We start from the raw sequence: 22,804 nt of genomic DNA, 5'->3' as shown, positions 1-22,804 counted from the left end.
CATGGGGCGCGGTGAGAGGCCGCGCTCCGAGCCCGACCTACCAGGCGCTGTTGTCGCAGCCCATCGTCGAGCCGAGGTGGGTGGCCTGCGCGCCCGGGTCGCCCTCGCCGTTGAGCGCGCTGCCCAGCGCACCGTTGAGGATGCCGACCTGGCCGAGGACGTCGAGGTTCAGGTCGTGCGACTTGCAGTTGGAGCTCTGCAGCACGCTGACCTTGTCCCCGCCCTTGCCACCGTGACCGTCGGCCGTGGCCGTGCCGGCGCCCAGGAGGCCGGCGGTGCCGATGGCCACGACCACGACGGCAGCCTTGCGAAGCTTGTGCATGTCATCTCCGAAGGAGTGAGGTGGGTGCGATCCGTGAGAGATCGACTTCGTACAGTTACGAGAGGCTAATGTGAAAAATTCCTATATGTCCTGATGGCGCGCCGGGAATCGTCGGCGTGTCCCACACGAGAACCCGGTTGGTGGGCCCCGCCCAGCCGGGAGGGGGGCGGGGCCCGAGTGCTACGGGGCGGGTTCGTAGGTGACGGTGGTGCCGGGGCACGCCTCCGCGTGCTGGGTGAGTGCTTCGAGTTCGGCGGCGTCGGCGGTCAGGCCCCACCGCAGCTTGGTCGCGATCCACTCCGAGGTGTAGCGGCACGTGACCTCGACGGCGGGCGGCAGCCACTGAGCCGGGTCCTGGTCGGCCTTGCTGCGGTTGGAGGCCGCGGAGACGGCGACGAGGGAGGGGTTGACGGCCAGGTCGTTGGCGTACGCCTCACGGCGTTCGGCGGTCCACTGCGACGCCCCGGAGTCCCAGGCCTCCGCGAGCGGCACCATGTGGTCGACGTCCAGGGCGGACGCCGAGGTGAGCCAGCGAGCGTCGTAGTACGACCACCAGCGCCCGCCTGAGAGCTTGCAGCCGGGGAGGATCTGGGGCCGCTCGACCGCCTCGGCGAGCAGCACCTCCGCTCGGGTGTTGCAGCCGTCGGTGGGGTTCTGGCCGGCGTTCCAGTGCTTGAAGCTCGTGCGTTGGTAGCCGTCCCTCATCTCCGCGGCGACGGGGAGGAGATGGACCGAGGCCGCCATGGGGAGCGTGTAGGTCTCCGCCGGGCGGTGCTGGGCATGGGCCGGAGTGGGTGCCGCGAGGGGCGCGAGAAGGAGCGCGGCCGCCAGTGCGACCCGCCTGAGGTTCTTGATCACGCGTCGCAGAATTGACGGCGTGCACCTCGTTCGAGGGGTTCGACTCGAACGGATGAGCCATGTGGAGGCGTCAGTTCACCGGACAGGTGTGCTGACGGGCACCCGGCAGGGGTATGTCCGTACATGCGAACGCGTGGGGCCGGCGACGACCAGTGACGCCTCGGCTACCGGCGCGGCGAGGTCGGTGAATGCCCAGGTCATGGGCCTCGACCCATACTGGTTTCCCCCGAGGGGTGGCGATCCGGCAAGATGGGGTGTATCTGCCCACTGCCTGATTTCAAGCTGCCGGACGGTTTCTCTTGGCTGAGTACATCTACACCATGCGCAAGACGCGCAAGGCAATCGGCGACAAGGTCATCCTTGACGACGTCTCGCTGAACTTCCTGCCCGGCGCGAAGATCGGTGTGGTCGGCCCGAACGGTGCCGGTAAGTCGACCATCCTGAAGATCATGGCCGGGCTGGAGCAGCCGTCGAACGGCGATGCCTTCCTGTCGCCGGGGTACACCGTCGGCATCCTGATGCAGGAGCCCAAGCTCAACGAGGACAAGACCGTCCTGGAGAACGTCCAGGAGGGCGTCGCCGAGGTCAAGGGCAAGCTCGACCGGTTCAACGAGATCGCCGAGCTGATGGCCACCGACTACTCCGACGCGCTGCTCGAAGAGATGGGCAAGCTCCAGGAGGACCTCGACCACTCCAACGCCTGGGATCTCGACGCCCAGCTCGAGCAGGCCATGGACGCGCTCGGGTGCCCGCCCGGCGACTGGCCCGTCGTCAACCTCTCCGGCGGTGAGAAGCGGCGTGTGGCGCTCTGCAAGCTGCTGCTCGAAGCCCCTGACCTGCTGCTTCTCGACGAGCCCACCAACCACCTCGACGCCGAGTCGGTGAACTGGCTGGAGCAGCACCTCGCCAAGTACGAGGGCACCATCGTGGCCGTGACCCACGACCGGTACTTCCTCGACAACGTCGCCGGCTGGATCTGCGAGGTCGACCGCGGCCGCCTGCACGGCTACGAGGGCAACTACTCCAAGTACCTGGAGACCAAGCAGACCCGTCTCAAGGTCGAGGGCCAGAAGGACGCCAAGCGCGCCAAGCGGCTCAAGGAAGAGCTGGAGTGGGTGCGGTCGAACGCCAAGGGGCGTCAGGCCAAGTCCAAGGCCCGTCTCGCCCGCTACGAGGAGATGGCCGCCGAGGCCGACAAGATGCGGAAGCTGGACTTCGAGGAGATCCAGATCCCGCCGGGCCCGCGCCTGGGCAACATCGTCGTCGAGGTCTCCAACCTCACCAAGGGATTCGGCGACAAGGTCCTGATCGATGACCTGAGCTTCACGCTGCCTCGCAACGGCATCGTCGGTGTCATCGGCCCGAACGGCGCCGGCAAGACCACCCTCTTCAAGATGATCCAGGGTCTGGAGACCCCGGACTCCGGCGCCATCAAGGTCGGCGAGACCGTCAAGATCTCGTACGTCGACCAGAGCCGCGCGAACATCGACCCGAAGAAGACCCTGTGGGCGGTCGTCTCCGACGAGCTCGACTACATCAATGTCGGACAGGTCGAGATGCCCTCCCGGGCCTATGTCTCCGCCTTCGGCTTCAAGGGCCCCGACCAGCAGAAGCCGGCCGGTGTCCTCTCCGGCGGTGAGCGCAACCGCCTCAACCTGGCGCTCACCCTCAAGCAGGGCGGCAACCTGCTGCTCCTCGACGAGCCGACCAACGACCTCGACGTCGAGACCCTCAGCAGCCTGGAGAACGCGCTGCTGGAGTTCCCCGGCGCGGCCGTGGTCGTCTCCCACGACCGGTGGTTCCTGGACCGAGTGGCCACGCACATCCTCGCCTACGAGGGCGAGTCCAAGTGGTTCTGGTTCGAGGGCAACTTCGAGTCCTACGAGAAGAACAAGATCGAGCGGCTCGGTCCGGACGCCGCCCGTCCGCACCGTGCCACCTACAAGAAGCTGACCCGGGGCTGATCGATCTTGCGCCACAACTACCGCTGCCCGCTGCGCTGGGCGGACATGGACGCGTACGGCCACGTCAACAACGTGGTCTTCCTCCGCTACCTGGAGGAAGCCCGTATCGACTTCCTGTTCCGTCCCGACAAGGACTTCAAGCAGGGGTCCGTGGTGGCGCGCCACGAGATCGACTACAAGCGGCAGCTCGTCCACCGGCACCACCCGGTGGACATCGAGCTGTGGGTCAGTGAGATAAGGGCCGCGTCCTTCACCATCACCTACGAGGTGAAGGACGACGACCTCGTCTATGTCCGGGCCTCGACGGTAGTCGTGCCGTTCGACTTCGAGGCGGGCCGGCCGCGCCGGATCACCGCGGAGGAGAAGGAGTTCCTCCGGGAGTACATGGACGACGCGGCCGACGGAGCCGACGAGGAGGAGGCCGTCGCCGCATGACGGTGCTCCACCTCGCCGACGAGGGGGAGGCAGCGGACCTCGCGGCCTTCCTCTCCCGGCTGCTCCACTACGACCGCGGTGCCGCGGTACGCCTCCAGGCGGCCGGCACCGCGCTCGCCGTCTTCGGACGCCCGCCGTCCTTCGAGGTGCTGGCGATCCGCGCCGTACGGCTCGCCAAGCCCTACGAGAACGGGCTCGACGTCACGCTCGACGTGACCGTCTCCGCCGGTGAACTCCTGGAATCCGTCGACGAGTCGGCGGCCACCGCCGCCGTACCGGAAGCCGTGACCGGGCCGCCATGGGCCGGGGTGCTCCCGCCGCGCGGCGGCTGGCGGCCGGTGCCGGGGCTGCCCGCGCCCGATGCGCTGCGGGCGATGATCGGGGCGGGGATCGCCGAATTCCGCTCCCGTACACAGGAGTTGCCGGAAGAGGGGCGCACCCGGAACGAACTCGACCGGATCGGGCGGGAGATCTGGTCCCGGACCGTCGGGGACACCCAGCTTCCGGTGCGGGCCGTGCACGCGGCCCAGTCGGTCGGATTCCTGCGCGCCACCGGGGAGTTGGCGCTGCTCTCGTCCGGCGCGTGGCTGCGGCTGCGCACGCCGTACGGGTCGATCGCGGTACGGCGTGCGGGGCTCGGGGCGCTCGACGTCAGCGTGCGCTGAGGGCAGGTCCTGCCGCGTTCAGCCCGCCGTGTTCACCATCGACGCCGCCGCGTACGTCAGGTAGTTCCACAGCGTCCGCTCGTGCTCCTCGGAGAGGCCGAGCTCGTCGACGGCGTCCCGCATGTGCTTCAGCCAGGCGTCGTGGGCCGCGCGGTCCACGGTGAACGGGGCGTGCCGCATCCGCAGCCGGGGGTGGCCGCGGTTCTCGCTGTACGTCGTCGGGCCGCCCCAGTACTGGATCAGGAACAGGGTGAGGCGCTCCTCGGCCGGGCCCAGGTCCTCCTCGGGGTACATGGGCTTGAGGATCGGGTCCTCGGCGACACCCTCGTAGAAACGGTGGACGAGGCGGCGGAAGGTCTCCTCCCCGCCGACCTGCTCGTAGAAGGTCTGCTCCTGAAGCGTGCCGCGCCGAATCTCATTCACTTGTCCATGGTCTCAGACGCGGCGACCGAGGACTCCAGGCCTAGGACCAGCGCTCCCCGGCCATGTGATCGTCCGACGGGACGCTCGCCCCGTACCGGCTCCCGCAGGACAGTGGACGTATGAGCGCACACGCCCTCGACCCCGGCCTGGAGGACCTCGCCGCCTCGGCGCGGGCCGCGCTGGTGCGCGAGATCGACCTGAGCGGGGCCTGGGCCGACGATCCCGTGTGGCGGGACGCCTTCGCCGCCGTGCCACGGCATCTGTTCGTGCCGTACTACTACGTGGGCGTCGTCGGAGGCTACGAGCGGCGCTGGGGCCAGAGCCCCGACCCGGTCGCACGGGAGCGCTGGGTGCGCGGCGCGTACGCGGACACCCCGCTGGCCACCCGGCTGCGCGACGGCGAGCTGCTCTCCTCCAGCAGCCAGCCGTCCCTGATGGCGATGATGCTGGTCGCGCTGGAGGTGGCGGACGGCGACAGGGTGCTGGAGATCGGCGCCGGCACCGGCTACAACGCCGCCCTGCTCGCGCACCGGCTCGGCGACGACGACCTCGTCACCACCGTCGACCTGGAGCCGGAGATCACCGAGTCCGCGCGGCGGCACCTGGAAGCGGCCGGGTACCACCCCGTCGTCGTCACCGGAGACGGCGCGCGCGGCGTCCCCGAGCGCGCCCCCTTCGACCGCGTCATCGCCACCTGCACGCTCCCGTCCATCCCCCGCGCCTGGCTCGCCCAGTGCCGCCCCGGCGCCCGCGTCCTGACCCCGCTCGCCACCGGCCTGATCGCCCTCGCAGTCCGGGACGCCGAGCACGCCGAAGGGCGCTTCCTGCACACGCCCGCCTACTTCGTGCCGCTGCGCGGCGGCACCCGGTCCGAGCCGGAGGCCGTGCAGCTGGGCGGGCTGCCGCGCCGGGCCAGGGAACACGAACTGTTCCGCTTCCTGCTGGCCCTGACCCGCGGCAGCCTCGATCCACAGGAGGCGTACGCGCTGTGGGAGCGCGAGGGGCAGCCGCAGCGGGAGCGCTACGGGATCACGGTGCGCGGCGAGCACGAGTGGGCCTGGCTGGACGACCCCGAGGGGCCGTACGCGTGGCCGCTGCCCGGTTGAAACGACGGGAGGGGGCGGTCGTACGGCACCTTCTCGCCGTACGACCGCCCCCTCCCGGCGTCGAGAGATCGGGAGATCGGGAGATCTAGCCGCGCCGGATCGTGATCGTCGTCCAGGCGCCCACGTGCACCCGGTCGCCGTCCTGGAGCGGTACCGGCACGAACGGCTGGATCGGGTCCTCGGAGCCGTTCACCGTGGTGCCGTTCGTCGAGTTCTGGTCGACGACCGCCCAGGTGCCGTCCGGTTGCTGGACCAGGACCGCGTGCTGGTGCGAGACGCCCGGGTCCTCCGGCGGCACCGACAGGTCGATGTCGGGGGTGTCGCCGGTGGAGTGGCGGCGACGGCCGATGGTGACCTGGTTGCCGGTGAGCGTGCGCTGCTGCTCGGGCGAGTACGCGGGCAGGTTCAGGCCCGCGGCCTCCGGACCGGAGCGCTGCATCATCGCCATGAAGTACTCGCGGTCGGGGCCGATGGTCGCCATCCAGGTCAGCGGCTGTTGCTGTTGCTGCTGCTGCGGGAAGGCGGGGCCGGGCGGCGGCGGGGCCTGGGTGGCGCCGGGCTGCGGGTAGCCGTACCCGCCCTGCGCGGGACCACCGGGGGCACCGGGACCGCCCGGGGTGCCGGGACCGGACGACGGCGGGGAGATCACCCAGTCGTCGTCACCGCCGCCGAAGGACGGGCCGCCCTGCGGCGGACGGTTCGTCTCCTGCGGGAAGGCGGGCGGGGCCGGCGGACCGGGCGGGGCGCCCTGCATGAACCCGTGCGGAAGACCGCCGGTGGCACCGGGGCCGCCGGGGGGCGTGGGGCCGGGCGGCGGCGGAGCCGGACGGGACGGGTCGCCACCGAAGCCGCCAGGGCCGTTTCCTCCCGGGCCACCAGGACCGCCATGTCCACCGGGGCCGCCGTGGCCTCCGGGGTTGGGGTTGCCCGGAGCGCCGGGGCCGGGGCCGAAGCCGCCGGGGGCACCGGGGCCGCCGGGGTTGCCCGGGCCGGGGCCGAAGCCGCCCGGTCCACCCGGTCCACCCGGTCCACCCGGACCACCGGGACCGCCATGCCCATGCCCACCGGGGCCTCCCGGGCCCTGCGGTTCGCCGCCGAACGGCGGGATCGGCTCGGCCGGGCGGTTCACCTGGGACGGGCGTGAGCCCTGGTAGTCGTACGAGTCACCGCCGCCGTACGACGGGCCGGGGCCCGGAGGCTGCTGGAACGGGCCGCCCGGGCCGAGGCCGGGGGCCGGCTGGCGCGGGGCGGCGGGGGTGTACGACGTCGCCGTGTTGGTCAGGAAGTTCCACCGGCACTCCTCGCAGAACGGCGCACCGCCCTCACGGGGCGTGCGGCACTGCGGGCAGAGCTCCGGCTCGGGAACGGCGGAGCCGGGCGGCGGGCCGCCCGGCTGACCGATGTTCGGGCCGCCGAACGGACCGGCGGGGCCGGGACCCGGACCGGGGCCGCCGGGCGGCGGGAAGCCGTAGCCGCCGCCGGGCGGGGGCGGCGGTGGAGGGGGCGGAGGAACGGCACCGGCCATGCGGTGACCGCAGACCTCGCACCAGTCGTCGGAACCCGACTGGTGTCCGTTCGGGCAGGTCGGCATGTCGGCGCTTCCCCCTCTCCTTTCCGGTCGCTTCGACCGGATTTCTCCAACCCCAAGGGGTCAGGCTCGCTGCTTTTCAGGGTCCTGCTAGGGCACTACTAAGGCATTACTCGGTCACTTCTTTACACGAACAGTCTTTGTCGACCGTGTCTCGAGAGTCATCTCGTCGGCCTCCGCGACCTTCGCCTTCAGTCGCACAGTACCCGTCGCGGCATCGACCACGTCCACCACCTTCGCAAGGAGTTTCGCCGTATCCGCGTTTCCGGAGGCGCTGGCGAGCTGAACCGCGCGGCCCAGTTTGGCCGTTGCTCCATCGATATCGCCTGACTTGCGAAGATCGAGGCCTTGTTGGATGGCTTGTGCCAGTTCGGCCTGGCCGGTGTAGTGGGCGACCTGAGGGTTGATCGAGGTCGAGGCGACCATGTCGTCGGTCCATACGGCCCGTACGAGACCCTGCGCGCCGAGGTTCCGGGCGGTGCCGTCGGGCTGCGGGACGACCAGGGAGACCCGGGCGGCGAGCATCTCCTGGCCCAGGTGCGCGGCCGGGACCTCGACGCAGACGTGGTAGTCACGGGACTCGTCCCCCCAGGAGCCGGTGGGGTAGTCCCCGGCGCGCGGGCCGGCCTCGGTGCGGCGGTCGGTCAGCTCCTCGACCGTGGGCGCGACCTGCTTGACGAACTTGATGGTGGTCCCTACCGGCGTCCACACCCGCAGGGCGACGTCCGCGACCTCCTTGCCCATCGCCGTCTCCATCATCTGCGTGAAGTCGGCGGCGAGACCGGCCGGGTCGGCGACGATGTCGGCGCTGCCGAGCAGGGCGGAGGCGATGGCTGTGACTTCTTTCACTTCCCAGTCGGTACCCACGCCGCGTGCGTCACAGGTGAACCGTCCGGCACAGGCGTCCAGCGCGGCCCTGAGGTCCTCCGGTGACTCGTGCTCGTTGCGGCCGTCGGTGAGCAGGATGCCGTGCCGGATCGCGACGTCGTCCGAGGACAGCAGGCGGTCGGCGAGCCGCAGCCAGGTGCCGATGGCCGTACCGCCGCCTGCGCTGAGCCGGCGCAGCGCCTGTTTGGCCTGGTCGCGGGTGGTGGCGTCGGCCACGGCCAGGCGGCCGCCGCCCGGGTAGACCTCCTTGGCCACGTGCGTCCCGCCGACCACCGCGAAGTGGACACCGTCGCGCAGGGTGTCGATCGCGGCGGCCGTGGCGTCGCGGGCGTTGCGCATCTTGGTCGGCGGGTAGTCCATCGAGCCCGAGCAGTCGACCATGATCGCCACGGCCGCGGACGGGCCCCCGCCAGGCGCGTACAGATGGGGTGCGGCGACCGCGCCGCCGATCGTGCCGCCGCCGGTCGAGGTCACCGTGACGATCGCGTTGACCTCGCGCCCGCCCTCCGGCAGGTACTCGTTCTGGTACACGTCCACCGAGAACTGCGGCACGCTTGGTTTCGAGAAATTGGCCATGCGTTCTCAAATCCCCCTAAAGCACCCCGTGGTGGGGCAATGGCTGTCGACGGACCGGTCCCCTCCGGTCCGCTGAGGCCGTCCCCGCGATGCGGCCTCAGGCCGATCCTGCCCCCATCGGCGGCGCCGGGAACGGCAGGACGGCCACTGTTACGTTGTCGTGGCCCCCGCCGTCGAGCGCGTGACCGACGAGGACCTGCGCGCTGTGCAGGGGGCGTGCGGCGGCGTCGAGCGGCACGACGTCGGCCATGTCCTCGGCCGCCTCCGCGTAGTTCCACAGCCCGTCCGTGCACACCACGACCACACCCGGGCGGTCCGGCTTGAAGGACGCGGTGTGCGGCTCCAGTTCGTAGGCGTCGGCGCCGAGCCAGCCCGTGATGGCGTGGGCGCGCTCGTCGGCGTACGCCTCGGCCTCGTTCATCAGGCCCGCGGCGACCATCTGCGCCGCCCAGGAGTCGTCCTCGGTGAGCCGGGCCGGGGGAGTGCTGCGGTCCACCGGCACCCAGTAGGCGCGGCTGTCGCCGACCCAGCCGACGACCAGCAGGCCCGCGGTGACGACGGCGCCGACGAACGTGCAGGCCGGGGCGTTCTGATGAGGGCCCTGCTCGCGGGCCGTGGCCGGTTCGGCCGCCAGCGCGTTGACCGCGTTCGAGGCGGCGATGATCGCGTCGTGCATGGCCTGCTGCGGGTGCGCGCCGCGCGGCAGGGCGGCCAGCAGCGACTCGCTCGCGGCCCGCGAGGCGGCCATCGAGGCGTCGTCGGGGCGGGTCGCCGAGGACACGCCGTCGCAGACGACCGCCAGGACCGCGGGACGGCCGTCGGGCAGCGTGGAGCAGCCGACGGCGAACGCGTCCTCGTTGCGGTGGTGGCGCAGGCCGCGGTCGCTGACGGCGGCGACCGGACCGGCGTCCTGCTCCATGTGGTCGCGCTCGCGCGGCTGCGCGTGCCCGCAGTTCTCGCAGTACCCGTCGTGGTCGACACGGCCCGCACGGCACGCCACGCACACCGTGGTGCCCTCCGGCGGGGTCGGCGGGGCGGCGGGGGCCACGCGCGGGTCGGGCGCCTGGAGGGTGAACTCGTCCGGCAGCGCGTACGCGTCGGACTGCGGCGGACGGTCGAAACGGACGCCGGAGGCCGGGGAGGCCGGGGAGGCTGGGGATACCGGGAAGCCGGTCGGGTCGGGGGACGTCCGGGGGCCGGGCGGTCCGTCCGGGCCGCCCGCCGCCGGAGGCACCGGTGCCGTGGGCGGCGGTGACTGCGGGGGCGGCGGGGTGCCCGGGGGCAGGTCGTGGCCGCCTGCGCCGTCCCGCGCGGGGGCGACGGGCCAGCCCATGGCGGGCACGCCGGGGGGCGCCGACGAGCCGTTCATGGCGATGGTCGGGTTGTCGTCCGGCCGTACGGGCACGGCGGACAGGTCGTATCCGCACGCACCGCAGAAACGGTCACCCGACTCGAGCGGCCATTCGCAGCTCGGGCAGGCGGACAACTGGGGCATCTGCGACATCAACTACACCCACGTCCGGGGGCGGTAACGGTTGGCACGTTCCACCAGGTCGATCCTCTCCTCGCCGCCCCGAGCCAGCCGGGCCAGCGTGCGGTACGAGCGCTCCAGACCGAAACGCAGTCCCCGCTCGTCCAGGCCGCTGCCGAGCAGCGTCCGTCCTCCGGCGGCTGGGGGAGGGGCGGAACCCTGGCCACCGGAGAGTATCCAGTCCAACGCGCAACCGAGGACTTCCGCCGACAACTGCTCCCGGCGCGCCGGGTCCAGACCGTACGCGTCCAGCGCCTCGACCTGACCCGCGGCGGCGGTCAGGTCGTCCAGGAACGGTACGTCAGCGGCGGCCGCCGTGCGTCCACGCAGCCGGGCGCGGACGGCCGCGACGCGGGCGGCCGTGTAGTGAATCGAGCTCTCCGGAACGGACTCCAGGGTCCGTACGGCGCCGCCTCGGTCGCCGGTCGCGAGCTGGACGCGGGCGAGCCCGAAGGCGGTGCTCACATAGCTGGGGTCGGTGGACCACACGAGACGGTAGTACTCGGCGGCGTTGTCCAACTGCCCCAGCACCTCCGCGCACAGGCCGAGGGCCAGCTTGGGGGCGGGCTCGCCCGGGAAGGCGTCGTAGATCGCGTCGAAGGCGAGCGCGGCGCCCTCGTGGTCGCCGGTGACGAGCGCGGCCACACCGCGGTACCAGACGACCCGCCAGTCGTCCGAGCGCTCGTCCTCCAGCTTCAGCAGCGCCTCGTGCGCGGTGCCCGTGTCGCCGTTCTCCAGCCAGCCCCGCACCTGCCGCAGCCGTGTCTCGGTCGACGGCGCCGGTGCCGCGGCGAGGGCGCCGAGCAGCTCGGCCGGTGCGGTGGTCATCAGACCCGCGAGGAAACCCGCGTTGGGGTCGGAGGGGTCGACCCGCGGAACCGGGAGGGCGAGGGCTGCGGCGGGGGCCTGGGCGAGCTTCACGAGGCCCGCGGCGGTGGCCGGGGCGGCGGCGGCCGGGGCGGCAGCGGGAGGCGGGCCGGCGGTGATGGCGGGCGAGGCAGGGGAGGCGGGCGAGGCGGAGGAGGGAGCGGCGGCCGAGGCGAGGGCGGCGGGCTTCCTCCCGGGCCGGACGACCCGCGCGCCGAGCCGGGACACCTCCCCGTCCAGCTTCGGGAACAACTCCGTGTCCGTGACCCGCACTTCGGGCCCGAACAACGTCGACAGCGACGGCCGCGCGCGCCCCGTCTGCAGGGACACGACCTCGCGCAGTACGCCCGTCAGCTGCTCCGTCATCTCCTGGGCGGAGGCGAAGCGGCGGGCCGGGTCCGGGTCGGTGGCGCGGACCAGGAGACGGTAGAACGACTCGTACTGGCGGAAGACCTCGATGTTGTCCGGATCGGGGAGCGAGTCGACGTAGACGTTCGTGTAGCCCTGGAAGTCGAAGGTCAGGACGGCGAGGGTGCGGGCGACGGTGTAGAGGTCGGACGCCACCGACGGGCCGACGTCGGCGACCTCCGGCGCCTGGTAGCCCACCGTGCCGTAGATGGCCGACTCCTCGTCGTCCATCCTGCGCACCGCGCCCATGTCGATCAGCTTGAGCTGGTCCTCGGTCTGGATGGCGTTGTCGACCTTGAAGTCGCAGTACAGCAGGTTGCGGCTGTGCAGATGGCCGAGGGCCTCCAGCGCCTCGATGCCGTACGCGCACGCCTGCTCCACCGGCAGCGGGTCGCGCTTCCCGGTGGGCGTACGGCGGCCGTTGGCGATTTCCTTGAGCGACTTGCCGCCGACGTACTCCATGACGATGTAGCCGTCGAGGGAGCCGGTGCGCTGGTCGAGGTGCTCGACGAAGTTGTAGATCCGCACGATGTTGGCGTGCTCGATCTCCGCGAGGAAGCGCCGCTCGGAGATCGCCGCCGCCATCGCGTCCTGGTCACCGGTGTCCAGCAGGCCCTTGAGCACCACCCAGCGGTCGGAGACCGCGCGGTCCACGGCGAGATAGACCCAGCCGAGCCCGCCGTGCGCCAGACAGCCCACGACCTCGTACTGGCCGTGCACGATGTCGCCCGTCTTTAGCTTCGGGACGAACGAATACGGGTGGCCGCACTTGGTGCAGAAGCCCTCCGTACGGCCCGGACGCTCGCCGCGCGCCCGGCCGACGGGCGCGCCGCAGTCCGAGCGGGAGCAGAACCGCTTGCGCTCGGGGACCTCCGGGTTCTCCAGCACCATCCCGCGCGGCTCGGGGCGCGGCACGTCCGGGACCTGGACCAGACCGACGCCGAGCCGGCCGCGGCCGCTGGAACCCGCCGTCGAGCCCGAGCTGCGCACCGACACCGAGCGGCCCGTGGAACGGCCCGACAGCGCGCGGGACAGCCGTCCCGACACCGAGCGCCGGGACTTCGACGACTGCGACGACGTACGCGAACTGCCGCGGCTGGTCGAGCGGGAGCTGCCGCTGCCCGCCGAGCCGCGTGAGCCCTTGCCGCCGCTCGTCACGCCGGTGGGCGGCGAGCCGACCATGCCGGTCGCCGAGACGACCGGGGCCAGACCGCAGGTGTCGCAGTACAGCTCGCCGCCGCCCACGTCCTCGTACGCCCCGCCGCAGTCCGGCCGCTGACAGCTCTGCTCTGCCTGACTCATGACGACGACTCCCCCCTGAGCCTCATGTCCCCCGCCCCCCACGGTCCTCGGGCTCGCGCGGCGCCGGGACGCGCGGGCCGCCGAGCAGTTCGGCGGCCGCCTGCTGGTAGCGCAGGACCGCCTGTTCGGCGACGCGCAGGTCGCAGGGCGCGCTCCACAGCATGCGCCGGGCCGCGTCGTACCGCTCGATGAGGAACGGGTCCTCCGCGAGGCCGTGCCGGGCCACCTTCGCCTTGTACGCGTCGAGGCGGCCGCGCAGCTCGGCGCGGACCGCCAGGGGCGCGGTGACCGCGGTCAACGACTCGCGGGCGCGCAGCAGTTCGTCCTCCGCCTTCTGCTCCAGGGACTCCAGGAGCGGGGACAGGCGGTGCCACTGGGCGTGTCTGCGGTACTCGGCGGCCGTCGCCAGCTGCTCCTGCAGCACGGTCGGCGGGCCGCTGACGACCGGCACCTCCGTGGCGGCGATCTTCGCCAGCACCTCGCCGCGCGCGGTGCGGGCCTCGGCGAGCGTACGGTCCGCGCGGGACAGCACGTCCCGCAGCTTGACCAGCCGCTGCTCGGCGTCCTGACGGACCGTCAACACCGCGTCGATCTCACGGCGCACGTCCTCCAGCGCGCGCGCCTCACGGTCGTACACCGTGGTGTCCGGCCGGCCGCCGCCCGGCGCCGAACTCCCCTGGGTGGGAACCCAGTACGCGAGCGGGTCGGACACCACCTCGGAGCGCAGGTTGGTGAGCGTGCGCGTGATGCGCTCCAGGTCGTCGCCCGCCGGGTGCTCGCCGGGGCGTACGCCGACGGAGTGCGCGAGGCGGCGGGTGCGCTGGAGTTCGGCGGCGAGTAGATCGATACGGGCCGGCAGCGCGGACCAGACCGCGTCGGCGGCGACGACCATGTCCAGCGACGTCGCGTACAGCTCGTTCATCCGGTCCACCAGCGTGACCAGCGTGAACTGTTCACTGAGCTTGCCCGAACCGCCGTGCAGCGTCGGCGCGTTCGCCGTCGCGGTCGCCGAGCCCGCGACGGTCACCGACTCGCCGCGCAGCAGCTCCGTCAGCTCCACCAGGTCTTCGCGGCTGGACCAGCGGCGGCGCGAGCGGATCTCGCGGGCCGAGCGCAACGCGTCCGTGTACGCGTCGAAGTACGCCCACAGCAGCGTGATCGACGCCTCCGCGGTCGTCCAGCGCTCCTTGGTGATGCCCGTGAGCTCGGCGCCTTCGAGGAGTCTGCGGCCCGCGTGGTCCTGCAGGGCGAGGAGCGAGGTCTCGATCGCCTCGTGCTCCTGGCCGAGCCGCGCCAGCGCACGGTCCACCTCGTCCCGGTCCATCACCGGCCCGGCGGGGTCCGTGACGCCCATCGATCACCTCTCGCTCAGTCGTGTTCTGCCAGTTGACGGTCGGTCACTTGTAGCGGGCCTCGGGAGGGGTGGCCGACGCCGACTCCTTGTCGCCCTGGTCCATCGTCGGGTGCAGCCACTTCTCGTACGACGCCTTCCAACCGCCGTCCTCGATGTAGTCCTCCAGGGTCCGGTTGACCTGGCGTACCAGATCGTCGGAGCCCCGCTTCATCGCCACGCCGTAGTACTCGTCCGTGAACAGACCGCCCTTCAGTTCCACCGCCGGGTCCTGCGCGGCCTGGCTGGCGGCCAGGGCGCCGTCCGTCACGACCGCGTCGACCTCACCGAGCTGCAACTTCACCAGGCAGTCGAGCTGGTTGGGGACGGTGGTCCTGATGTCGGTGGAGTCCGGGAGGTCGCCGTTCTTCCTGCCCTCTTCGAGGTTCTCGTACGCCGTGGAGCCCTGCGCCGAGCAGACCTTCTTGCCGGCGAGGGACTTGTCGTAGCCGGTGATCGCCGACATCTTCGGCGCCAGGATCTGCTGGCCGGTGACGAAGTACGGGGCGGAGAAGGCGACATCCTTGATACGGCTGCAGCTGATCGTCATGGTGCGGACCACCATGTCGACCTCACCCTGCTGGACCGCCTCGATACGGCGGCTGGTCGGGATCGCCTTGAACTGCACCGCGTCGCGGTCGCCGAGTATGTCCTCGGCGATGCGGTGGACCAGGTCGATGTCGAAACCCTCCAGCTCACCGGAGGGGTTGTTCGGGTCGAGGTAGCCCCAGCGGTAGCTGTTGGTGTCGACGCCGACGATCAGACGGCGGTCCTTGCGGGCCTTGATGGCGTCGACGGCCGGGGTGCCGCCGCTGCCGCCGGACGGGGCGAGGCTCTGGTCCTGGGGGTTCTCGCAGTCCGCCGCCTTCGCCTGGGCGACCCGGGTCATGCCCTGGCCCGCGGTGGCCGTGCCGGTGTCTTCGCTCCGCGGCTGGGTGAGGGGGAGGAGCAGGGCGACGGTGAGCGCCAGGGCGCACACGGTCGCCATCGCGCCGACTCCGCCCCAGCCGCGGAGGGTTGTGCGGAGGCGGTGCCAGGGGGCGGGCGCGGTGTGGGGGCGGGCGTGCGGGTCGGTGCCGGCACGGCTGCGGGCGTGGGCCGAGTGCGGGCTTGCGTCGAGTCGTCCGCGTGGGTTCCTGGTCTTGCGTGCGTTCATCGTCTCGCCCCCTCTCACCGGTACTCCGACAGCCTGCGGCCGATGCCCAGGACCGCGCCGGCCGCGCCCAGGACCGCGAGGACCGCGGCGCCGGTCGGGAGGCCGGTCAGCGAGCCACGGCCGTCGTTCGCCGCCTGCTCGAACTCGTTGCGCTCATGCGTCAGCGCGGTCGCCAGCGCCTTGTCGACGTTGTCGAAGCACACGCTCGTCGGCTCCTTCGCGGCGCCGATCACTCGGTCCCGGGCCGCCTGGTAGTTGCCGGAGTTGTTGTCGTCGCGGGCGATGCCGTGGCGGTCCTTCCAGACCTTCATGAAGCCGTTCGCGTCCTGTACGGGCTTCTTGCCCGCCGAGTCGTCCGCGAGGTCCTCGGCTTGGTTCAGTGCCTTGCCGAGCTGGTCGATCTGCTGGTCGTAGCCCAGTTCGTACGCGTCCACGACCCTGCCGTCGGCGAGCGACTTGGTGTCCGCGCCGCGACGGACCAGCGTCAGGTTCTCGTCGCTGCGGGCGGTGAGCGAGGCGATGCGGGCCTGGTGCAGTACGTCCAGGGAGCGGACGCCGTGGTCGTAGGAGTCGTTCAGGCTCGCGCGCGCGACGGTGTGGGAGACGGTGAGCCAGAGCAGGACCACTACGGAGGTCGCCGTGGCGGTGACCAGGCCGTGGTTCAGGACCCTGTTCGTACGCCGGTAGTTGCGGTGCTGGGCCCAGGCGAGGGCGGCCAGGGCGACGACGCCGAGGCCTGCGGCTGCCCAGGGGAAGGACTTCGCGTCCGCGTAGTCGTCGCGCAGGCGCTGGTTCTCCGTCTGGTAGAGCTTCTCGGCCTTGGGCAGCATGTTCTGCTGCATCATCTCGTTGGCCGCGCGGAGGTAGGCGCCGCCGACGGGGTAGCCCTGGCGGTTGTTGGCCCTGGCCGTCTCGACCAGGCCCTTGTACTCCGGGAGCAGTCTGCTCAGATCGGCGATCGTGTGGGCCGAGGTGGAGCCCGGTTCGGAGTTGGCGGCGGCCTTGACGAGCTTTTCGGCGGCGGTGCGGATGTCGTTCTCGTAGCCCTCGCGCATGGCGGGCTTTTCCTGGAGGCCGGCCAGGTAACCGCTGGCTGCCGCGGTGTTGGCGTCGGCGAGGGAGCGGTAGATGTCGGCCGCGTCGGAACTGAGGGGCTGGCTGCGGTTGACGACGTCGTTCGCGGCGGAGGACCTGTCGGTCATCTGCCATGCGGTCACGGCGCCGAACGCGACGACCAGGGCGGCGAGGAGGGCGCCGATGATGCGGAGGCGGCCGGGTTCGGTGGTGGCGGCCGCGCGGAGCTGGTCGAACCCCTCGGCGAAGGCGGTGCGGCGGGGGGCCGTGGGGGGAGGTGAGGGGCGGGTGTTGGCGGGAGGTGCGGGTGGTGGCGCCGGTGTGGGCTGGGGTGGTACGGATGGCATGGTGGGCACGCTGGTCTTCGGCGTCTGTGTCACTGCTGACCTCCCCCATGGTCATCCGTCGCCGCAAGTATCGCTCCCGGGACTGACATCCGCACCGGGCTTCGCCGGTTCTTGCTCGGATCGCAGAACGCGCTGTGCAGGAGCCCCCTGCCCATGAATACGCCGGGGGAATCTGTTCGGTTCCATGTTCGGGGACGGGATGCCTGCGGCGGCTCGGGTACCCCCAGCCCGTCCGGCGTTTGAGGACGAGGCCGTTCAGGCCGATGGGGGTCCAGGGGGCGCAGCCCCCTGGCGGGGTCGAAGGGGCGGCGCCCCTGGGGATGGGACGGGTAGGGGCGGCGGGGGCGAAGGAAGGCTGGTCAGGGGGTGAAGTGTTGGCGGAGGCGGGCGTGGGCTCGGGGCGGGGCCTCCACCGCGTCCAGGCCGAGGAGGGCCGCACCCAGCACAGGACTCGCCGTGACCACATCCGGTACGGCCTTGGGGGCGCGGGAGGTGAGCCGTTCGCGGATGCCGTCGATCAGTTGGGGGTGCCGGGCCGCCAGCACGCTTCCGCCCAGCAGAACAGGCGCCTCCTCCGTGAGGAGGTCCAGTCGGGTCAGGGCGACCGTCGCCATGGTGACCACTTCGTCGGCCAGCCGGTCGACGAGGCCACGGGCGACGGCGTCACCGGAGGCCGCCGTGGTGAAGAGGACCGGGGTCAGCTCGTGGCGACGGGCGGTCGGGATGTGTCCGAGGTGCAGGGCCTCGATCAGGGCGTACATGGTGGGGAGACCGAAGTGCGCGGGCAGGGAGTGCGCCAGGGCGGTCGGGACTCCGCGGCCGTCCTCCGCGCGGGCCGCGTGCCACAGGGCCTCCTCCGCCAGGCCCCAGCCACCACCCCAGTCGCCGGAGATACGGCCGAGCGCGGGGAAGCGGGCCGTACGGCCGTCGGGGCGCATGCCGACGCAGTTGATGCCGGCTCCGCAGACGACGGCGACCCCGCGGGGTTCGGTGACGCCCGCCCGGAGGATCGCGAAGGTGTCGTTGCGGACCTCTACGGTCGCGCCCCACGCGCGTGCGTGCAGTGCCGCCGCCAGCTGTTCCTCCTCCACGGGGAAGTCGGCGTTGGCCAGGCAGGCGGAGACGTGGTCGGCCGACGTCACGCCCGCTGCCGCGAAGGCCTCCCGCACCGTGTCGGCGAGGCCGTCGACCGCCCGTTCCACCCCTACCGTCGGTGGCCGGAACCCGCCGCCGCGGGCGGTGGCCAGGACGGTGCCGTCGGCCGCCACCACCGCCACATCGGTCTTGCTGTTGCCCGCGTCGACGGCGAGGACACATGCGGTCATGCCCACGCGAGGTGCTCCCGGTTGTGTGCGATCAGTCGGTCGGTGAGGGTCTCGGCGTACTCGTACTGGCCGATCAGCGGGTGGGACAGGAGGGCCTTGAAGACCCGGTCGCGACCGCCGTGCAGGGCCGCTCGCAGCGCCAGGTCCTCGTACGCCGTCACCTGGGCCATGAGGCCCGCGTAGAGGGGGTCCACGGGGGCGACGGGGAGGGGCTTCGGGCCCTTCTCGCCCACTGCCGCCTGTACTTCGATCACCGCGTCGTCGGGGAGGAAGGGGAGCGTGCCGTTGTTGTGGGTGTTCACCACCTGGTACGGGCTGCCCCCGCCGTTCAGCAGGGCCGCCGCAAGGTCCACGGCCGCCTCCGAGTAGTAGGCGCCGCCTCGTTTGGCCAGCAGGTCCGGCTTCTCGTCCAGGGCCGGGTCGGCGTAGAGGGCCAGCAACTGGCGTTCCATTTCGGCGACTTCCGCGGCCCGGGAGGGCTTCGTGCGGAGTTCCCGTACCACTTCGTCGTGTGCGTAGTAGTAGCGCAGGTAGTACGACGGGACCACCGCCAGGCGGTCCAGGAGGGTGGTGGGGAGGTGCAGGTCCGCTGCGATCTTTTCGCCGTGGTGGGAGAGGAGTTCGGGCAGGACGTTCTCGCCGTCGGGGCCGCCCAGGCGTACCCCGGTCTCCCAGGTGAGGTGGTTGAGACCCACGTGGTCCAGGTGGATCTGGGCGGGCGGCAGGTCGAGCAGTCCTGCGAACTTCCGCTGGAAGCCGATCGCCACGTTGCACAGGCCCACCGCCCTGTGGCCCTCCTGGAGCAGGGCGCGGGTGACGATGCCGACCGGGTTGGTGAAGTCGATGATCCAGGCGGTGGGGTTGGTGCGGCGGACGCGGTCCGCGATGTCGAGGACGACGGGGACGGTACGCAGGGCCTTCGCCAGGCCGCCCGCGCCCGTGGTCTCCTGGCCGACGCAGCCGCAGTCCAGGGGCCAGGTCTCGTCCTGTTCGCGGGCCGCCTGGCCGCCCACCCGGAGTTGGAGGAGGACCGCGTCGGCGCCCTCGACCGCCGCGTCCAGGTCTGTTGTGGTGGTGATCGTGCCGTTGTGGGCCTGGCGGGCGAAGATGCGGCGGGCCAGGGCGCCTACCAGTTCCAGACGGTCCGTCGCCGGGTCCATGAGGACCAGTTCCTCTATCGGCAGGGTGTCGCGCAGGCGGGCGAAGCCGTCGATGAGTTCGGGGGTGTAGGTCGAGCCTCCGCCGACCACGGTGAGTTTCATATGCGGTTCAACCCTTTACTCCGGTGAGCGTGACGCCCTCTACGAACGCCTTCTGGGCGAAGAAGAACACGAGGATCACGGGGGCCATCACGAGGACCGTCGCGGCCATGGTGAGGTTCCAGTCGGTGTGGTGTGCGCCCTTGAACGACTCCAGGCCGTAGGACAGCGTCCAGGCGCCCGGGTTCTCGGACGCGTAGATCTGGGGGCCGAAGTAGTCGTTCCACGCGTAGAAGAACTGGAAGAGGGCCACTGCGGCTATGCCCGGTTTCGCCATGGGGAGGACCACTCGGACGAGGGTGCGGAATTCGCCGCAGCCGTCCACCCTTGCCGCGTCCAGGTACTCGTTCGGGATCGTCGTCAGGAACTGGCGCAGGAGGAAGATCGAGAACGCGTCTCCGAACGCCATCGGGATGATCAGGGGCCAGAGGGTTCCCGAGAGGTCCAGTTGCTTCGCCCAGAACAGGTACATCGGGATGATGACGACCTGCGGCGGCAGCATCATCATCGAGATGACCAGCATCAGGGAGAGGTTCCGGCCGCGGAAGCGGAACTTGGCGAGGGCGTAGGCCACGGGGACGGAGGACGCCACGGTGAGGAGGGTGCCCAGTCCCGCGTAGATCAGGGTGTTCTTCCACCAGGTCAGGAAGCCGGGGGTGTCGAAGACCCTGGTGTAGTTGCTCCACTGCCAGGTGTCCGGGACCAGGTCGCGGGTGAGCGTTTGCTGGTCGCTCATCAGCGAGGTCAGGACGACGAACACGAACGGCAGGGTGAAGAAGAGGGCGGCCGCGACGCCGAGCGAGTGGATCGCTATCCATTCCAGGAGGGCCCTGCGACGGGCCGTGCGTTCGGCGACTGTTGGGTTTGCCAACTGAACTGGTTTGTCCAGCACTTGGGTCATGGTCAGTCACCTGCCTGGATGAGTCCGCCCCGGCGCCGCATCAGCAGCGCGGTGAACGCCATGGCGAGGGCGAAGAGTACGAGCGCGACCACACAGGCCGAGCCGTAGTCGAAGCGCTGGAAGCCGAGGTTGTAGACGAGTTGGGGGAGGGTCAGGGTCGACTTGTCGGGGTAGCCGGGCTCGAACTGCTGGCCGGAGCCGCCGATGATGCCGGAGGCGACCTTTCCGGCCACCAGGGGCTGTGTGTAGTACTGCATCGTCTGGATCACGCCCGTGACGACGGCGAACATCACGATGGGGGAGATGTTCGGGAGCGTCACGAAGCGGAACCGCTGCCAGGCCGACGTGCCGTCCAGCTCCGCCGCCTCGTACTGCTCCTTCGGTACGTCGAGCAGCGCGGCCATGAAGATGACCATGAGGTCGCCGACGCCCCACAGCGCGAGTGCGGTGAGGGCCGGCTTGGACCAGGTGGGGTCCGTGAACCAGCCGGGGGTCGGCAGGCCCAGGCCGTCGAGGACCGAGTTGACCGGGCCGGTGCCGGGGTTGAGGAGGAAGACGAAGGCCAGGGTGGCGGCCACCGGCGGGGCCAGGTACGGCAGGTAGAAGAGGGTGCGGAAGACACCCGTGCCCGTCTTGATCCTGGTGATCAGCAGGCCGATGCCGAGGCCGAAGACGACTCGGCAGGTCACCATCACCAGGACGAGCCAGAGCGTGTTGCGCAGGGCCGGCCAGAACAGCGGGTAGTCGTTGAAGACGTAGGACCAGTTGCCCAGGCCACGGAAGACCGGGGTGCCGAAGCCGTCGTACTTCATCAGGGAGAAGTACACGGTGGAGGCCAGGGGGTAGGCGAAGAAGACGCCGAAACCGATGAGCCACGGTGACAGGAAGGCCACCGTTCGAAGCGCCGACCTGCGGCGCTTCGCGCGGAGAGTGTGCGTGGACATCCGGGCGCTACTTCGCCTGCTCGATGTCGGTGTCGATCTGCGCGGCGGTCTTCTCCAGGCCCGCCTTCAGGTCCTTCACCTTGCCGGACTCGTACTGGTAGCCGAAGTCCTGGAGCGTCGTCTGGTACGTCGAGCCGTTGACGGAGGCCGGCGGCGTGTTCGAGTGCGGGTTCTGGGCGATGTCCAGGAACGTCTGGAAGCCCTCGTCCACCTTCAGGTCCGGCGACTTCAGGGCCGCGAAGGTGGAAGGAACGTTGTGGATGGCGTTGGCGAAGGAGACGACGGCCTCGGTGTCGGTGGTCAGGTACTTCACCAGTTCCCAGGCGGCGTTCTGCTTCTCGCTCCGCGGGGCGATGCCGATGATCGTGCCGGAGAGGAAGCCCTTGCCGTACTCGTCCACCTCGTCGTCGGCCACGGGCATCGGAGCGGTGCCGATCTCGAAGTCGACACCGGCCTGCCGGGCCATGCCCAGGCGCCACTCGCCGTCGAGCTGCATGGCCACCTGGCCGGTCTGGAACGGGTGCTTGGCGCCCCACTCGTCACCGAAGGTGTTGCGGTACTTCTCCACCTTCGTGAAGCCGCCGAGGTCGTCGATCAGCTTCTTCTGGTACGTGAACATCTCGGCGAAGGCCGGGTCCTTGGCGATGTTGGACTTGCCGGCCTGGTCGAAGTAGGCGTGGTCCCACTGGGACATGTAGTGGTCCACGACGGTCTCGTAGCCGTGGTACGTCGGCATGAAGCCGAGCTGCCGGTAACTGTCACCCTTGCTGACGGTCAGCTTCTTGGCGTCCTTCGCGAACTCCGACCAGGTCTTCGGCGGGGACTTGATGCCCGCCTCCTCGAAGGCGTCCTTGTTGTAGTAGAGGCCGTAGGCGTCGCCCAGCAGCGGCAGGGCGCAGCGGGTGCCCTCGAACTGGGTGTAGTCCAGCATCGGCTTCGGGACGATCTTGTCGAGGTCCAGCTCGGACTTCTCGATGAACGGCTTCAGGTCGAGGAAGGCGCCGGAGGAGCAGAACTTGCCGATGTTGGAGGTCGAGAACGACGACACCACGTCCGGCCCGTTCGAACCGCCCGCGCGCAGCGCCTGGTTGAGCTTGTCGTCGTTGATGTTGCCGACGACCTTCACCGTGATGTTCGGGTGGGCCTTCTCGAACGCGTCGACGTTCGCCTGGACCGCCTTCACCTCGGCGGGCGCGCTCCAGCCGTGCCAGAAGGTGATCGTCGTCTTCGCGTGGGGGTCGTCGGTGGCGGCGGACTCGGACTGGCCGGTACAGGCCGTGGCGAGGAGGGCCAGGGAGGCGCAGGCGGCGAGGGCGGCGGCCGCCTTGCGGGACCGTGAGGGTATGACGTTCCAGGACTTTCCGGGCATAGCGAGGTCTCCCAAGGGCGGGACGGGGTGGGTGAGGAAGGGAGCGGCGGAGAAGTGAGGGGTTGGCTGAGCAGTTGAGGCGGGGGACGGCGGGAGGTCGGGGGCC

19 protein-coding genes are annotated in these 22,804 nt (G+C 71.0%); 4 read left to right on the top strand and 15 right to left on the bottom strand.

Annotated elements, in window-relative coordinates:
* Positions 1–37 precede the first annotated feature (37 nt).
* Both AQJ67_RS21680 and AQJ67_RS21675 read right to left on the bottom strand, forming a co-directional pair.
* A complete protein-coding gene (locus tag AQJ67_RS21680) occupies positions 38–322 on the bottom strand; it encodes a hypothetical protein (RefSeq protein ID WP_062720717.1) in 285 nt (94 codons plus the stop codon).
* A gap of 180 nt (positions 323–502) precedes the next feature.
* Entirely contained in the window at positions 503–1,180 is a 678-nt protein-coding gene (locus tag AQJ67_RS21675) for an HNH endonuclease family protein (protein ID WP_062720716.1), read from the bottom strand.
* A 299-nt stretch (positions 1,181–1,479) separates the two neighbouring features.
* Between AQJ67_RS21675 and ettA the strand changes: the two genes are divergently transcribed.
* From ettA to AQJ67_RS21660, 3 genes are read left to right on the top strand one after another with little or no spacing between them, the layout of a single operon-like run.
* Complete coding sequence (gene ettA, locus AQJ67_RS21670) at positions 1,480–3,144, top strand: energy-dependent translational throttle protein EttA (RefSeq protein ID WP_062720715.1); 1,665 nt, start codon at positions 1,480–1,482, stop codon at positions 3,142–3,144.
* A 6-nt stretch (positions 3,145–3,150) separates the two neighbouring features.
* Entirely contained in the window at positions 3,151–3,579 is a 429-nt protein-coding gene (locus AQJ67_RS21665; protein WP_062720714.1) for an acyl-CoA thioesterase, read from the top strand.
* Entirely contained in the window at positions 3,576–4,244 is a 669-nt protein-coding gene (locus tag AQJ67_RS21660; RefSeq protein WP_062720713.1) for a DUF8185 domain-containing protein, read from the top strand. Before AQJ67_RS21665 ends, AQJ67_RS21660 begins: the two co-directional genes overlap by 4 nt.
* A gap of 18 nt (positions 4,245–4,262) precedes the next feature.
* Here the strand turns inward: AQJ67_RS21660 and AQJ67_RS21655 are convergent, their stop codons facing one another.
* Positions 4,263–4,667, bottom strand: a complete 405-nt coding sequence (locus AQJ67_RS21655; RefSeq protein WP_062720712.1) for a globin — start codon at positions 4,665–4,667, stop codon at positions 4,263–4,265.
* Between the two features lie 119 nt (positions 4,668–4,786).
* On the opposite strand from AQJ67_RS21655, the gene AQJ67_RS21650 reads away from it, so the two are divergent.
* The gene (locus tag AQJ67_RS21650) at positions 4,787–5,773 is read left to right on the top strand and encodes a methyltransferase domain-containing protein (protein ID WP_062720711.1); all 987 of its coding nucleotides are present in this window, start codon (positions 4,787–4,789) and stop codon (positions 5,771–5,773) included.
* A gap of 85 nt (positions 5,774–5,858) precedes the next feature.
* Here the strand turns inward: AQJ67_RS21650 and AQJ67_RS21645 are convergent, their stop codons facing one another.
* The 12 genes from AQJ67_RS21645 to AQJ67_RS21590 form a co-directional block, all read right to left on the bottom strand.
* The gene (locus AQJ67_RS21645) at positions 5,859–7,364 is read right to left on the bottom strand and encodes an FHA domain-containing protein (protein WP_062720710.1); all 1,506 of its coding nucleotides are present in this window, start codon (positions 7,362–7,364) and stop codon (positions 5,859–5,861) included.
* Between the two features lie 114 nt (positions 7,365–7,478).
* Positions 7,479–8,825 (bottom strand): vWA domain-containing protein, encoded by a 1,347-nt coding sequence (locus AQJ67_RS21640; RefSeq protein ID WP_062720709.1) that lies wholly within the window; start codon positions 8,823–8,825, stop codon positions 7,479–7,481.
* A gap of 97 nt (positions 8,826–8,922) precedes the next feature.
* Positions 8,923–10,332 (bottom strand): PP2C family protein-serine/threonine phosphatase, encoded by a 1,410-nt coding sequence (locus tag AQJ67_RS21635; RefSeq protein WP_062720708.1) that lies wholly within the window; start codon positions 10,330–10,332, stop codon positions 8,923–8,925.
* The gene (locus tag AQJ67_RS21630) at positions 10,333–12,933 is read right to left on the bottom strand and encodes a serine/threonine-protein kinase (protein ID WP_062720707.1); all 2,601 of its coding nucleotides are present in this window, start codon (positions 12,931–12,933) and stop codon (positions 10,333–10,335) included. It lies immediately after the preceding gene.
* A 22-nt stretch (positions 12,934–12,955) separates the two neighbouring features.
* Positions 12,956–14,287: a coiled-coil domain-containing protein gene (locus tag AQJ67_RS21625; protein ID WP_062720706.1), complete on the bottom strand. Its 1,332-nt coding sequence runs from the start codon at positions 14,285–14,287 to the stop codon at positions 12,956–12,958.
* Positions 14,288–14,330: 43 nt separating this feature from the next.
* Positions 14,331–15,311 (bottom strand): glutamate ABC transporter substrate-binding protein, encoded by a 981-nt coding sequence (locus tag AQJ67_RS21620; RefSeq protein WP_062720705.1) that lies wholly within the window; start codon positions 15,309–15,311, stop codon positions 14,331–14,333.
* A gap of 182 nt (positions 15,312–15,493) precedes the next feature.
* Positions 15,494–16,900, bottom strand: a complete 1,407-nt coding sequence (locus tag AQJ67_RS21615; RefSeq protein WP_062721050.1) for a hypothetical protein — start codon at positions 16,898–16,900, stop codon at positions 15,494–15,496.
* A gap of 359 nt (positions 16,901–17,259) precedes the next feature.
* Entirely contained in the window at positions 17,260–18,231 is a 972-nt protein-coding gene (locus AQJ67_RS21610; RefSeq protein WP_062720704.1) for an N-acetylglucosamine kinase, read from the bottom strand.
* Positions 18,222–19,487 carry a 6-phospho-beta-glucosidase gene (locus tag AQJ67_RS21605; RefSeq protein WP_062720703.1) on the bottom strand — a complete coding sequence of 422 codons (1,266 nt, stop codon included), beginning with the start codon at positions 19,485–19,487 and terminating at the stop codon, positions 18,222–18,224. The genes AQJ67_RS21610 and AQJ67_RS21605 overlap by 10 nt, the downstream gene beginning before the upstream one ends.
* 7 nt (positions 19,488–19,494) lie before the next feature.
* Positions 19,495–20,385 carry a carbohydrate ABC transporter permease gene (locus tag AQJ67_RS21600; protein WP_062720702.1) on the bottom strand — a complete coding sequence of 297 codons (891 nt, stop codon included), beginning with the start codon at positions 20,383–20,385 and terminating at the stop codon, positions 19,495–19,497.
* A 2-nt stretch (positions 20,386–20,387) separates the two neighbouring features.
* Positions 20,388–21,329: a carbohydrate ABC transporter permease gene (locus tag AQJ67_RS21595; protein WP_062720701.1), complete on the bottom strand. Its 942-nt coding sequence runs from the start codon at positions 21,327–21,329 to the stop codon at positions 20,388–20,390.
* Positions 21,330–21,336: 7 nt separating this feature from the next.
* Entirely contained in the window at positions 21,337–22,674 is a 1,338-nt protein-coding gene (locus tag AQJ67_RS21590) for an ABC transporter substrate-binding protein (protein WP_062721049.1), read from the bottom strand.
* Between the last annotated feature and the right edge of the window lie 130 nt (positions 22,675–22,804).

This window comes from Streptomyces caeruleatus, assembly GCF_001514235.1.
GTDB classification, from domain to species: Bacteria; Actinomycetota; Actinomycetes; order Streptomycetales; family Streptomycetaceae; genus Streptomyces; species Streptomyces caeruleatus.
Note: the sequence above shows the minus strand (reverse complement) of the source record. Positions and strands in the feature narration are given on the sequence as shown.

Bases quoted from the DNA above. Each gene is read 5' to 3' on its own strand.
- AQJ67_RS21640 (WP_062720709.1), bottom strand. From the start codon at position 8,825: ATGGCCAATTTCTCGAAACCAAGCGTGCCGCAGTTCTCGGTGGACGTG.
- AQJ67_RS21595 (WP_062720701.1), bottom strand. From the start codon at position 21,329: ATGTCCACGCACACTCTCCGCGCGAAGCGCCGCAGGTCGGCGCTTCGA.
- AQJ67_RS21645 (WP_062720710.1), bottom strand. From the start codon at position 7,364: ATGCCGACCTGCCCGAACGGACACCAGTCGGGTTCCGACGACTGGTGC.
- AQJ67_RS21660 (WP_062720713.1), top strand. From the start codon at position 3,576: ATGACGGTGCTCCACCTCGCCGACGAGGGGGAGGCAGCGGACCTCGCG.
- AQJ67_RS21600 (WP_062720702.1), bottom strand. From the start codon at position 20,385: ATGACCCAAGTGCTGGACAAACCAGTTCAGTTGGCAAACCCAACAGTC.
- AQJ67_RS21620 (WP_062720705.1), bottom strand. From the start codon at position 15,311: ATGGCGACCGTGTGCGCCCTGGCGCTCACCGTCGCCCTGCTCCTCCCC.
- AQJ67_RS21650 (WP_062720711.1), top strand. From the start codon at position 4,787: ATGAGCGCACACGCCCTCGACCCCGGCCTGGAGGACCTCGCCGCCTCG.
- AQJ67_RS21625 (WP_062720706.1), bottom strand. From the start codon at position 14,287: ATGGGCGTCACGGACCCCGCCGGGCCGGTGATGGACCGGGACGAGGTG.
- AQJ67_RS21630 (WP_062720707.1), bottom strand. From the start codon at position 12,933: ATGAGTCAGGCAGAGCAGAGCTGTCAGCGGCCGGACTGCGGCGGGGCG.
- AQJ67_RS21680 (WP_062720717.1), bottom strand. From the start codon at position 322: ATGCACAAGCTTCGCAAGGCTGCCGTCGTGGTCGTGGCCATCGGCACC.
- AQJ67_RS21615 (WP_062721050.1), bottom strand. From the start codon at position 16,900: ATGCCATCCGTACCACCCCAGCCCACACCGGCGCCACCACCCGCACCT.
- AQJ67_RS21605 (WP_062720703.1), bottom strand. From the start codon at position 19,487: ATGAAACTCACCGTGGTCGGCGGAGGCTCGACCTACACCCCCGAACTC.